This is a genomic window from Streptomyces sp. S6 (assembly GCF_054880855.1).
In genome coordinates this window covers 22,800-34,124 of record NZ_JBTYMC010000043.1, presented here as the reverse complement: position 1 = coordinate 34,124, position 11,325 = coordinate 22,800, and the positions used below count along the sequence as shown (strand labels likewise).

At 71.6% G+C, this 11,325-nt stretch carries 10 protein-coding genes and 1 pseudogene; 4 read left to right on the top strand and 7 right to left on the bottom strand.

Annotated features, from left to right (window positions below):
* Positions 1-237 precede the first annotated feature (237 nt).
* Positions 238-978: a PaaX family transcriptional regulator C-terminal domain-containing protein gene (locus ACVNF4_RS09030; RefSeq protein ID WP_461802180.1), complete on the top strand. Its 741-nt coding sequence runs from the start codon at positions 238-240 to the stop codon at positions 976-978.
* A 169-nt stretch (positions 979-1,147) separates the two neighbouring features.
* Positions 1,148-2,056: pseudogene (locus ACVNF4_RS09025) on the top strand (extracellular catalytic domain type 1 short-chain-length polyhydroxyalkanoate depolymerase); the annotation flags it as partial.
* Between the two features lie 49 nt (positions 2,057-2,105).
* Here the strand turns inward: ACVNF4_RS09025 and ACVNF4_RS09020 are convergent.
* Together ACVNF4_RS09020 and ACVNF4_RS09015 are read right to left on the bottom strand one after the other, a co-directional pair.
* A complete protein-coding gene (locus tag ACVNF4_RS09020; protein WP_461802179.1) occupies positions 2,106-3,431 on the bottom strand; it encodes a nucleobase:cation symporter-2 family protein in 1,326 nt (441 codons plus the stop codon).
* A gap of 113 nt (positions 3,432-3,544) precedes the next feature.
* Positions 3,545-4,876: an FAD-dependent oxidoreductase gene (locus ACVNF4_RS09015; protein ID WP_461802178.1), complete on the bottom strand. Its 1,332-nt coding sequence runs from the start codon at positions 4,874-4,876 to the stop codon at positions 3,545-3,547.
* A 181-nt stretch (positions 4,877-5,057) separates the two neighbouring features.
* Here ACVNF4_RS09015 and ACVNF4_RS09010 point away from each other — a divergent pair, with 181 nt between their 5' ends.
* Entirely contained in the window at positions 5,058-5,516 is a 459-nt protein-coding gene (locus tag ACVNF4_RS09010; RefSeq protein WP_461802177.1) for a DUF6214 family protein, read from the top strand.
* Positions 5,517-5,535: 19 nt separating this feature from the next.
* Here ACVNF4_RS09010 and ACVNF4_RS09005 read toward each other — a convergent pair whose 3' ends face one another.
* Positions 5,536-6,183, bottom strand: coding sequence for a DUF305 domain-containing protein (locus tag ACVNF4_RS09005; RefSeq protein WP_461802176.1), 648 nt, complete (start codon positions 6,181-6,183; stop codon positions 5,536-5,538).
* 228 nt (positions 6,184-6,411) lie between these two features.
* Between ACVNF4_RS09005 and ACVNF4_RS09000 the strand changes: the two genes are divergently transcribed.
* A complete protein-coding gene (locus tag ACVNF4_RS09000; RefSeq protein ID WP_461802175.1) occupies positions 6,412-7,869 on the top strand; it encodes an LVIVD repeat-containing protein in 1,458 nt (485 codons plus the stop codon).
* On the opposite strand, the gene ACVNF4_RS08995 is transcribed toward ACVNF4_RS09000, so the two are convergent.
* From ACVNF4_RS08995 to ACVNF4_RS08980, 4 genes are all read right to left on the bottom strand, one after another.
* On the bottom strand, positions 7,854-8,552 hold the full coding sequence (locus ACVNF4_RS08995) for a TetR/AcrR family transcriptional regulator (RefSeq protein ID WP_461802174.1): 699 nt from the start codon (positions 8,550-8,552) through the stop codon (positions 7,854-7,856). The genes ACVNF4_RS09000 and ACVNF4_RS08995 overlap by 16 nt on opposite strands.
* Positions 8,553-8,668: 116 nt before the next feature.
* Positions 8,669-9,358 carry an HAD family hydrolase gene (locus tag ACVNF4_RS08990; RefSeq protein ID WP_461802173.1) on the bottom strand — a complete coding sequence of 230 codons (690 nt, stop codon included), beginning with the start codon at positions 9,356-9,358 and terminating at the stop codon, positions 8,669-8,671.
* A gap of 73 nt (positions 9,359-9,431) precedes the next feature.
* Positions 9,432-10,118, bottom strand: coding sequence for a phosphatase PAP2 family protein (locus tag ACVNF4_RS08985; RefSeq protein ID WP_461802172.1), 687 nt, complete (start codon positions 10,116-10,118; stop codon positions 9,432-9,434).
* 123 nt (positions 10,119-10,241) lie between these two features.
* Positions 10,242-11,177 (bottom strand): M56 family metallopeptidase, encoded by a 936-nt coding sequence (locus ACVNF4_RS08980; protein WP_461802171.1) that lies wholly within the window; start codon positions 11,175-11,177, stop codon positions 10,242-10,244.
* Between the last annotated feature and the right edge of the window lie 148 nt (positions 11,178-11,325).

Genomic DNA, 11,325 nt, shown 5'->3' with positions numbered 1-11,325 from the left:
CGGGTACGCCCTGGACGCCCTGCTCCCCGAGAAGGGCGCCGACACGGCCCAGCCGGCGCCCTCGCGGTGGAGGCCCTCCAGGAGGGCGGGGTCGGCGGAGGCGTCGTAGGGGGCGAGGGGCGGGGGCTGGTTGGTGACGTCGTGGGTGGTGGAGGGCGCGGGTGTCGGGGCCATGGCTCCATGTTGCGCCTCTGCTGCGGCTGTAGCAATGGTGCAACACGGGTAGGGTGCGGGCCTATGCGCAGGGACGTGACAGAGACGGTGCCGGTCGAGGCGGGGCTGCGGCCGTTGTCCGCGCGGTCGGTCGTCCTGAGCCTGCTGCTCGGCGCGGAGCCGCCCGGACTGCCGGTGCGGGAACTCGTCCGCCTCGTCGAGCCGTTCGGCGTCGGCGGGTCCACCCTGCGGGCCGCCCTCAGCCGGATGGCCGCCGCCGGGGATCTCCGCTGCGTGGACGCCGTCTACGGCCTCAGCGACCGCCTCCTCGAACGCCGTCGGCGCCAGGACGCCGCGCTGCACCCCGAGACCCGCCCCTGGACCGGCGACTGGGAGATGGCCGTCATCACGGCGACGGGCCGCCCGGCCGCCGAACGCGCGGAACTCCGCGCCGAGTTGGCGTCCCTGCGGCTCGCCGAACTCCGCGAGGGCGTCTGGCTGCGCCCGGCGACCCTGCCGCGCCCCTGGCCGCCCCGACTCCTGGGCGTCGCCCACCACTTCACCACCCGCCCGAGCACCCCGCCCCGCGAACTGGCCGCCACGCTCTGGCCGTTGACGGCGTGGAAGGCCACCGGTGAGTCCCTCCTGCGCCACACCGTCCGGGCCGCCACTCCGGCCGCCCGCCTCACCGCCCACGCGGCCGTGGTCCGCCATCTCCTCTCCGACCCCGTCCTCCCGCCCGAACTCCTGCCGCCGGACTGGCCCGGCGAGGCGCTGCGCGCGGCTTATGCGGCGTACCGGGAGGAGTTCGCGGGGGAGGTCTAGACCGGCTCCGAAAGTCCCGAAACAAGCGTGGGAGCGCTTCCATGGGGTGCGTGTACATGCCACCATGCGAACGAGTCACCTCCGGTCTCCCACCGCACCTCCCCTGATTCGTCCCCGAGCCGCGAACAGAAGGGACCGACCCGTGTCCACCCCCAACCCCCCACGCACGATGCTGCGTTCGGCACTCGCCGCGCTCGTCGTCCTGCTGACGGCGCTCTTCCTCGCCCCGCCGCCGGCCTCCGCCGCCCCCGTACCGCCCGCGCGCTTCACCGAGGTCACCGGCTTCGGCGCGAACCCCAGCAACCTCCGCATGTGGGTGTACGCGCCGGCCAATGTCGGCGCCCACCCGGCGGTCATCGTCGCCGTGCACTGGTGCGGCGGCTCCGCGACCGACATCTACAACGGCAGCGAGTACAAGTCCCTCGCGGACCGGTACGGCTTCGTCGTCGTGTACCCGTCGGTGACCCGCGCCAGCAAGTGCTGGGACGTCTCCTCCCCGCAGGCCCTCAGGCGTGGCGGGGGCAGCGACCCCGTCGGCATCAAGTCGATGGTCGACTGGACGGTCTCCAACTACGCGGCCGACAAGGGCAAGATCTTCGTGACGGGGATGTCGTCCGGCGCGATGATGACGAACGTCATGCTCGGCGACTACCCCGACGTCTTCGCGGCCGGCGCCGCCTTCGCGGGCGTCCCCTTCGCGTGCTTCGCCACCACGAACGGCTCCGAGTGGAACAGTGACTGCGCGGGCGGCCGGATCATCCGCACCCCGCAGGCGTGGGGCGACCTCGTGCGTGGCGCCTACCCCGGCTACAACGGACCCCGGCCGCGCATGCAGGTGTGGCACGGCACCCAGGACGACACCCTGCGCTACCCCAACTTCGGCGAGGAGATCAAGCAGTGGACCAACGTCCACGGCCTGTCCCAGACCCCGTCCTACACGGACTCGCCGAACGGCTGGACCCGCACGCGCTACGGCTCCACCGGTGACCGCGCCCCCGTCGAGGCGATCAGCGTCCGCACCGGCCACGGCGTCTACGCCAACGGCATGGGCGCCCGCGTCCTCACCTTCTTCGGTCTCGCCTGACCGTGGTCGAAGGCCGGGGTGCCTGTCGCAGGGCGCCCCGGCATCACCCGTCCGACGGTGCGGCCACCGGTGAACTCGCCCTGCGGGGCAGGTGGTTGAAGAGGAGATTGAGGACGATCGCGGTGAGGCAGCCCGCGCTGATGCCGCTGTTCATCACCGTCTGGAACCAGTCGGGGAACTTCGCGTAGACCGTGGGCACCCCGACCGGCAGCAGGCCGACCGCGACCGACACGGAGACGACCGTCAGGTTGTGGTTGTCCCGGAAGTCCACGCCCGCAAGGGTTCTGAGGCCGCTCGCCGCGACCGTCCCGAACATCACGAGCCCCGCCCCGCCCAGCACGGGCGCCGGCACCGCCGCGACCACCGCGCCGAGCTTCGGCAGCAGCCCGAGGACGACGAGGATGCCGCCCGCCGCCGCGACGACCCACCGGCTGCGCACCCGCGTCATCCCGACGAGCCCCACGTTCTGCGCGTACGCCGTGTACGGGAACGTGTTGAACACCCCGCCGAGCACGGTCGACAGGCCGTCCGCGCGCAGCCCGTCCGCGAGTGAACTCTCCTTCACCTCACGGCCGGTGAGCTCGCCGACCGCGATCAGGTCACCGGTCGTCTCGGTCATCGTCACCAGCGCCACGACCAGCATCGAGATGACCGCCGACGCCTCGAACACGGGCGCCCCGAAGTGGAACGGCGTACTGATCCCCACCCAGTCGGCGTCCCCGACCCCGCTAAAGTCCGTGAACCCGAAGGGAATCGCCACCGCGAGCCCCACGACGATCCCGGCGAGCACCGCGATCCGGGACAGGAACGGCGGCCCGAACCGCTGCACGGCCAGCACGACGGCGAGGACGAACGCGGCGAGCCCGACGTTCTTCGGCGCCCCGAAGTCCGCCGAACCCACCCCGCCCGCAGCCCAGTTGCCCGCGACCGGCAGCAGCGACAGGCCGATGACGAGGATCACCGTCCCGGTGACCAGCGGCGGGAAGAACCGCAGCAGCTTCCCGAACACCGGTGCCAGCAGCATGATCGCGAGCCCCGCCACGATCACCGACCCGTAGATCGCGGGCAGTCCACCACCCGTCGTCCCGATCAGCACCATCGGCGACACCGCCGCGAACGTACAGCCCTGCATGACCGGCAGCCGCACCCCGAACCACCGCAGCCCCACGCACTGGATGAGCGTCGCGATCCCGCACACCAGCAGATCGGCGGTGATCAGGTACGCCAGATCGGCCGCCGACAGCTTCATCGCCCCACCGACGATCAGCGGGACGGCCACCGCGCCCGCGTACATCGCGAGGACGTGCTGGAGGCCGAAGGCGGCGAGGTGGCGTATCGGCGGCACCTCGTCGACGGGATGGACGGTCATGTGCACTCCTGAGCGGAAGGGGACGGAAAACGACAGCACGTGACCGTAAAACGGTTGAACAAAATGTTGATGTCCGGGGTGTTGCCGCCGTGTATCCCCGCGGTCGGCTCCGATCAGGCGGTACGGCCGGCCGCCGCCCGCAGCGCCGCCCAGTCCGGCAGTTTCACCACACCCCGCCCCAGCGACGCCCCCCACGCCGCCTCCGCCCGCTCGATCGCCCGCCACCCCTCCCACCCGACCGGCTCCACCCCGCCGGCCAGCAACGACGGCAGCGGATCCGGCAGTTGACGATCAGTCATATCCGCGAGGAGTGACGTCACCGTCTCCTTCGCGCACGGCCGGTTCGTCCCGATCACCCCCGTCGGCCCCCGCTTGATCCACCCGGCGACGTACTCGCCCGGCGACACCGCCCCGTCCCGCAGCACCCGCCCGGCCGTATGCGGCACCGTGCCGAGCGCGTCGTCGAACGGCAGCCCCGCCGGCGGCACCCCCCGATACCCGACCGACCGCAGCACCAACTCGGCCCGGATCTCCTCGAATTCACCCGTCCCCACCACCCCGCCCCGCCCGTCCGGCCGGGTCCGCTCGAACCGCACCGCCGCCACCCGCCCCCGCTCACCGGGCACCAGAGCGACCGGCCGCAGGAAGAACCGCAGCCTGATGTGACGCCCCTCGGTGCCCGTGCGAGGCCGCGCCCACCCTTGCAGCGCCTCCACGTTCCGCCGCTGCGCCGGAGCCAGCCCGGCCGGGGCGCCGTACCCCGGATCGAGCGCCAACTCCCGTGCGTCCGCACCGACTTCCACCCCGGACAGAGAGCCCAGCTCCCGCAACTCCTTCGTCGTGAACCGCGCCTGCGACGGTCCGCGCCGCCCCACCATGTGCACCTCGCGCACCCCGCTGCCCGCCAGCGCGTCGAGCGCCGACTGGGGGATGTCGGTGGGGCTCAGCTCCGCCGCGCCGCGCGCCAGGATGCGCGTCACGTCCACCGCGACGTTCCCCACCCCGATCACCACGGCCGACCGCACGCCCGTCAGGAATCCGCCCGCGACGGCGTCGGGGTGCGCGCTGTACCAGGACACGAACTCGGTCGCCGACCAGCTCCCCGGCAGCTCCTCGCCGTCGATCCCGAGCCGCCGGCCGGCCGCCGCGCCGACGCAGTACACGACGGCGTCGTACATCCGGCGCAGTCGTACGACCGTCACACCGGACGGGCCGACCTCGACGCCGCCGAGGAACCGGACCCGGTCGTGCTCCAGGACCGTCCGCAGGTTGTTCTGGAGGGACTTGATCTTCTCGTGGTCCGGGGCGACGCCGTAGCGGACGAGGCCGTAGGGGCACGGCAGCCGGTCCAGGACATCCACGCGGACCTCGGGGTCGCGCTCCACCAGGCACTGGGCGGTGTAGACCCCGCTCGGCCCGGAACCGACGACGGCGACTCGCAGCACGGCGGAACTCCTCACGCGGGGGAGGCCCTCAGCATGACACCCGGCGGGCTGCGCCGGCAGGGTGCCGAGGGGAGCCGGTGTGCGTGTCTTTTCGTATGGAAAGTGATGATGCGGTTACGTTGCGTGTGTGCTAGAAGCATCTTTTCTTAATCTTTCTGATCGCCCCGCCGAGGACGCCGAGGTGTCCGTGTGGCCCGCGTGGGAAGTGCGGGAGAGCGCCGGCGCGACCGCCTGGTACACCGTCCGGCTGGCCTTCCCCGACCGGGCGTGGGTCGAGGTCCTGGCGGCCTCGTCGGACGGCGCCGTCTCCATCGAGGACGTCCGCGCCCAGCCCGCGCTGTCCCTGATCGACCTGACCGTCCTCGCCGACTGGATCGAGGGCCCGCTGTACGAGGTGTGCGGCGGCGAGGAGGCCGAGGAGCCCGAACACGCCGGTTCGCGCCGGGCTCGGCCCGCCTGGCCGCGCGGCACCGAGGGGCGCCGACTCGTCGCCGAGGAGTACCGGGCCGCCCAGGAGGACGGCTTCGACCCGGTCCTCGCGGTGATGGACGCGACCGGGCACAGCAGGCGCCGTTCACTGCGGCTGATCGCACAGGCGCGGGACGCCGGGTACTTGACGCCACGTCATGTCAAGCGCTGAGCAAGGCGGTTGACGCCCCCTAGCGCAGCATTCCGCGCATCCGGGAGATCTCGCTGGTCTGCTGGGCGACGACGTCGTCCGCCATCTCCTCCGTCTGGATGTTGTTCCCCTGCGACTTGAGTTCCGTCGCCATGGTGATCGCCCCCTCGTGGTGGGTGATCATCAGGGTGAGGAAGAGCCGGTCGAACGCCGCGCCCTTCGCCGCCCGCAGCGAGGCCAGTTGGGCGTCGGTCGCCATCCCCGGCATCGTTCCGTGCCCTGCGTGGCCCTGCGGGTTCTGGGGCTTCTTGTGCGACGTCAGCCAGTCCCGCATGACCGCGATCTCCGGCTTCTGCGCCGCCGAGATCCGCTCCGCGAGCGCCTTCACGGACGCCGACTCCGCGCGGCCCGGCACCAGTTCGGTCATCTCCAGCGCCTGGGCGTGATGGACGATCATCATCTGGGCGTACGTCACGTCCGCCGCGTTGGGCGAGTCGTCCTGGGCGCGGTGCTCGGCGGCCTCCTCGGCGGACATCGTGCGGTTCGCCTCACCCGGCTTCCCCGGCACCAGCACCGAGGGCCCCGTGCCGTGCGCGCCCTTCGGCTCGTCGTCCGACCCCGAGTCGCAGCCGGTCAGGGCGAGCGCCAACAGGGCGGCGGTGACCACGGACGCGTGGCGAAAGCGCACAACGACCTCCAGTTGAGGGCGACTTGGAACGACTGTGAACGTCCTAGCACGGATCTGTGCCCCGATGATCGAAAAGTTATGTGACGAGCTTGTTGCCATCTGTTGGTATGGGCATGACCAGGACGATACTTCAGGAGACCGTGAACCGTCCCGAGAGGGACGGCGACGAGGGAGGACACAGTGACCCTGTTGAAAGACCCCCGAACGCGGCGCAGACGTCTGGGAGTCATGGCGGGTGTGACCGGACTGCTCGCCACGCTGCTCACCGCGGCCCCGGCCCTCGCGATCCCCGACCCCGGGGACTCGACCGCCGCGGAGCGGAAGGTGTCGCAGAGCGCCCGCGCCGACGTCGCCGAGGCGATAGCCGCCGGCGACATACCCGGCGTCGGCGAGATCGTGCACTCGGACAACATCAAGCACCTGACGAACATCCCCAAGGACGCCCTGCGCGGCACGAACTCCGACCTCGCGTTCCAGGGCAAGTACGCCTTCGCGGGGAACTACGACGGCTTCCGCATCTTCGACATCAGCAACCCGAAGAAGCCCCGGACCGTGTCCCAGGTGCTCTGCCCCGGCTCGCAGAACGACATCAGCGTCGACGGCAACCTGCTGTTCGTGTCCACCGACTCCTCGCGCAGCGACAGCAGTTGCAACAGCACCACCCAGCCGGCGACCGAGAAGTCGTCCTGGGAGGGCATGAAGATCTTCGACATCACCGACAAGCGCAACCCCAGGTACGTGGCCGCCGTGGAGACCGCCTGCGGCTCGCACACCCACACCCTGGTGCCCGAGCGCAGGAACGTCTACATCTACGTCTCCTCGTACTCCCCGAACGCCGCCTACCCCGACTGCCAGCCCCCGCACGACGGCATCTCCGTCATCAAGGTGCCCCGCCACGCCCCAGAGAAGGCGGCCGTCGTCGGCTTCCCCGTGCTGTTCCCCGGCGAGGGCCCCGACGGCGGCGGCAACCCCGGCTCGCCCACCAACCCCGGTGTCTCCAAGACCACCGGCTGCCACGACCTCACCGTGCTCCCCGAGTCGGACCTCGCGGCCGGCGCGTGCATGGGCGACGGCATCCTGTTCTCCATCAAGGACCCGGAGCACCCGAAGGTCATCGACCAGGTCCAGGACAACGTCAACTTCGCGTTCTGGCACTCCGCAACCTTCAACCAGCGGGCGAACAAGGTCGTGTTCACCGACGAGTTGGGCGGCGGCGGAGCGGCCACCTGCAACGCCGAGACCGGCCCGAACCGCGGCGCCGACGGCATCTACGACATCGTCGGCAAGGGCGACCAGCGCAAACTCGTCTTCCGCAGCTACTACAAGATCCCCCGCCACCAGGCCGACACCGAGAACTGTGTCGCCCACAACGGCTCGCTGATCCCGGTCCCGGGCCGCGACATCATGGTCCAGGCGTGGTACCAAGGCGGCGTCTCCGTCTGGGAGTTCACCGACTCCGACCGGCCCAGGGAGATCGCCTACTTCGAGCGCGGCCCCGACAACGCCACCACACTCACCAGCGGCGGCTCGTGGTCCGCGTACTACTACAACGGGTACATCTACTCCAACGACATCAGCAACGGCTTCGACGTCCTCAGGATCGACGACCGGCGCACCGATCCGGCCAAGTGGATCCGGCTCGACGAGCTCAACGTCCAGACACAGCCGGACTACTTCGGCCGGTGATCCGGGTCCGGCGCGTGATCCGAGTTCCGCTGGTGATCCGTGTCGAAACAGCGTGACAGGTCCAGGTGACGCACCCCGCCTGGCACTTCGGCGCCCGGCGGGAACCCCTGCGCCCACTCCAGCCCGTACCGCGCGAACAACTCGGTACGCAGCGTCTCCAGCGCCATCGGCACGTTCGGCAGCACCATCCCGTAGACGGCGCCCATGAGCTGCGAGCGCAGCATCGGATAGTCGGCGTCCACGTCCAGCGAGCCGTGCCGTACGACGGTGTCCCGCAGCAGCTCCGCCAGCCGGCGCTGCTCGGGACACTGCACGAACCCCTCCGTGTCCAGCAGCCCGGCCATGTGCTGGCGCATCAGCACGGTACGGTCCCGGGCCAGCCCCAGCACCGCGTCGATGGCCCGCGCCATCCGCTCCGCGCCGTCCTGCGTGCACGGCGCGCACTCCAGCGCCTCCTGCAACGTTCGGTGCATCAGCCGGTGCACGGCCGACTGCACGAGCTGGCGCTTTCCCGGAAAGTAGTACGACACCAGCCCGCGCGCCGACCCGGCACGGTCCGCGATGTCCCCCAGCGTCGTCGCGTCGTACCCGCGCTCGCCCACCAGCTCCACCGCCGCCCGCAGCAGCCGCTCCCGGGAACGCCGTCGCAATTCCTCATTGACCGATGCGCTGCGCGGGGACATCCTGTAACTCCTGCGTTGACTGGCCGGCAGCCAACTATAATCGACGCGGTGTGGCCGGCCGGAGGTCCTGGGTCGGGTGATGCGGGGGATCGCCCGAACCAGGACAGCCGGCCGGCTCAGCTCACGAACTGGAGCAACGGCCGCAGCGCGTCCGGCCGTTCGGCCACCGGCAGATGGTCCACGAAGTGCACCCGGCAGCCCAGCGCCGCCGCCCCGCCGTCCGCCCGCCGGTCGTCCCCGACCATCACCGCCGCCCGCGGATCGACCCCCAACTCACCACAGGCGATCGCGAACAGCTTCGGCTCCGGCTTCTGCACGCCGTGTTCGAACGACAGGACGTACGCGTCCACGAACCGGTCCAGACCGTGCGCGCGGAACACCGGCCGCAGATCCCACCCGATGTTGCTCACCACCCCCACCCGCACGTCCCGCTCCCGCAGCGCACCCAGCACCTCGGCCGCGTCCGGGTACGGCGTCCACGCGGCCGGCGCCATGTGCCGCTCGTACAGCGCGTCATGGAGGGCCGGGTCGGGCAGCGGGACGAGCCGGGACAGCCCCGTGTACGCCGCCCGGTGCGCCTGCGCGCTCTCGTCCCGCACGCTCCACACCTGCGCCAGCTCCTCCGGCACCCGCACGTCCCCTGTACCGCCGGGCAGCGCGCCCACCTCGTGCAGGGTGCCCGCGTACTTGGCCAACTCGGCCTCGGACAACGCGAGTCCGGCGTCGCCGGCCACGGCGCGGAGCCAGGAATCCGTGGACTCGATACGGAAGAGGGTCCCGGAGAAGTCGAACAGCACTGCGCTCATGCGCGGGACTCTACCCGGGGGTGTGCGGTGACTTGGGGGTGGTCGAGAGCCCGCGGGAGGCGTGAGCCGAGGGTCAGCGGCGCGGGTCGCCGCCGAGGAGGCGGCAGTGTGCCTCGATCGCGGCGACGGCGATCAGCGCGCCCAGCAGCCAGCCGCCGAGCACGTCCGTCGGCCAGTGCACGCCCAGCCAGATCCGGGTCAGGCCCACGCCGGTCACGGACACGGCCGAGACCGCGACCGCCGTACACCACACGGCACGCGAGCAGCCGTGCACGTGCAGCAGGTGGAGCAGCAGGCCGAAGGCCACCGTCGCGGTGAGGGCGTGGCCCGAGGGGAAGGCCGCGTAGTGCGCGGAGTCGAGGGGGTCCGGCCACACCGGGCGCTCCCGGCCCACCGCGCTCTTCAGACCCTGCTGGACCACTGTCCCCACCGCCGAGGTCACCGCCAGCCACAGCGCGGTGCGCCACGCCCGCCACCGGACCACCAGACCCACGGCCACCGCCCCGAGCAGCAGACGCATCGTCAGCGGGTCCCACACCCAGTCCGTGAGAATCCGGCACGCCTGCGTGACCGACGGGGAGTCCACGGCCCAGCGGTGTGTGGTGCGTGACATATCACCGTCGGCGTCCATGAGCGGCGCCCACTGGGCCCATACCAGGGCGAGGAGGAGGGTGAAGGAGGTGCCGAGGAGGAGGGCCGCACGGGTGGTCGCGGGGTGGGCCGGGGGGCGGGGCGGGGAGGCGAGGGGTGGGGGGTGCATGGGCTGATCCTCGCCGATGGGGGGTGGGGGAGGCGAGCGGGGCGGGCGGGGCGGGCGGGGGAAGGGGGGTGAGGAGGCGGGGTGCTGGTGCTGGGGTCGGTGTTTCGGGGTGTGGTGTCCGGGTCAGCTCAGGGCGTGCAGTCCCGGGACCAGGGTGACGAGAACCGGGATCGCCGGGACGAGGGTCGCCACCGCGGTGAGGCGCAGTCGGTGGGACGGGGGGAGGCGGTTCGCGGGCGTCAGGAGGCGGTCGACCCGTCGGGGGAGGTGTGCGTCCGAGGTGCGGGCGGGGCCGAACACGCCTCTGTCCTCGTTGAGTTCGACCAGCGCGAGCGCTGTGGTGAGCCGGCCGAAGCGGCGCGACGCCATGTCGTCGGCGGAGAGTTCCACCAGCCGGTGCATCTCGTCGCGGAACGCCGCGAACACCGGCACCTGCGGAAACCCGTTCGCCAACGCGCCGGACGCGTGCAGCAGCCAGTCGTGCCGCGCCTGAGCGTGCCCCTGCTCGTGAGCGCGCACGGCATCGAGCCGGTGACCCTTGAGGCGGCGCAACGCGGCGGTCGTGACGACGAGTTGGGGCTTCGAGCCGGACAGGAGCCAGGCGTCGGGGCGGTCCCCCTCCAGCACCACGAGCCGCTCACCCCCCGGCCGCTCACCCGGCAACACCGGTACCCGCGACCGGAGTTCAGCACGCCGGGCACTACGCCTGCGCCGCCCGCGCACGACCTCCCGGACCAGCATCGCCCCGCTCCACAGCCCGGCACACGCCAGCGACACCGCCGTCGCCGCCGCCCAAGGCCCCGTCGTCGTCAGCGCGTACGCCTCCACGACCGCACGCGGCGCCGGAGCGAACACATGACCGCGCACCGCCTGCCACGCCGCCGCCGCACTCAACGTCATCGACAGCGCACAGCACAGCAGCACCGCCGCGACCACGCACTGCCAGGCCCACAACGCCACCACCGGTTCCCGGTCCGGCCAGTCCGCCCGGGCCAGCAGCCGAGGCGCCACGACGGCGGTCACGAAACCGAGCAGGAGCAGGACCGCGGGGACCGTCATGGGCAGCAGCCTATGAGGTGGGACACAGGGGGGAAGGCGGGGACGGGGAGGGAAGTGGCGCAGATCACGATTGAGGTGGGGGGTGGTGCATCATGTGTGACACCTTGCGGGGCCGTGGGCGATGCATCATGTGTGACACCTTGCGGGG

Excerpts from the sequence above, each read along its gene's own strand:
- ACVNF4_RS08980 (WP_461802171.1), bottom strand. The coding sequence starts at position 11,177 with ATGACGGTCCCCGCGGTCCTGCTCCTGCTCGGTTTCGTGACCGCCGTC.
- ACVNF4_RS08995 (WP_461802174.1), bottom strand. The coding sequence starts at position 8,552 with ATGTCCCCGCGCAGCGCATCGGTCAATGAGGAATTGCGACGGCGTTCC.
- ACVNF4_RS09020 (WP_461802179.1), bottom strand. The coding sequence starts at position 3,431 with ATGACCGTCCATCCCGTCGACGAGGTGCCGCCGATACGCCACCTCGCC.
- ACVNF4_RS08985 (WP_461802172.1), bottom strand. The coding sequence starts at position 10,118 with ATGCACCCCCCACCCCTCGCCTCCCCGCCCCGCCCCCCGGCCCACCCC.
- ACVNF4_RS08990 (WP_461802173.1), bottom strand. The coding sequence starts at position 9,358 with ATGAGCGCAGTGCTGTTCGACTTCTCCGGGACCCTCTTCCGTATCGAG.
- ACVNF4_RS09000 (WP_461802175.1), top strand. The coding sequence starts at position 6,412 with ATGGCGGGTGTGACCGGACTGCTCGCCACGCTGCTCACCGCGGCCCCG.
- ACVNF4_RS09030 (WP_461802180.1), top strand. The coding sequence starts at position 238 with ATGCGCAGGGACGTGACAGAGACGGTGCCGGTCGAGGCGGGGCTGCGG.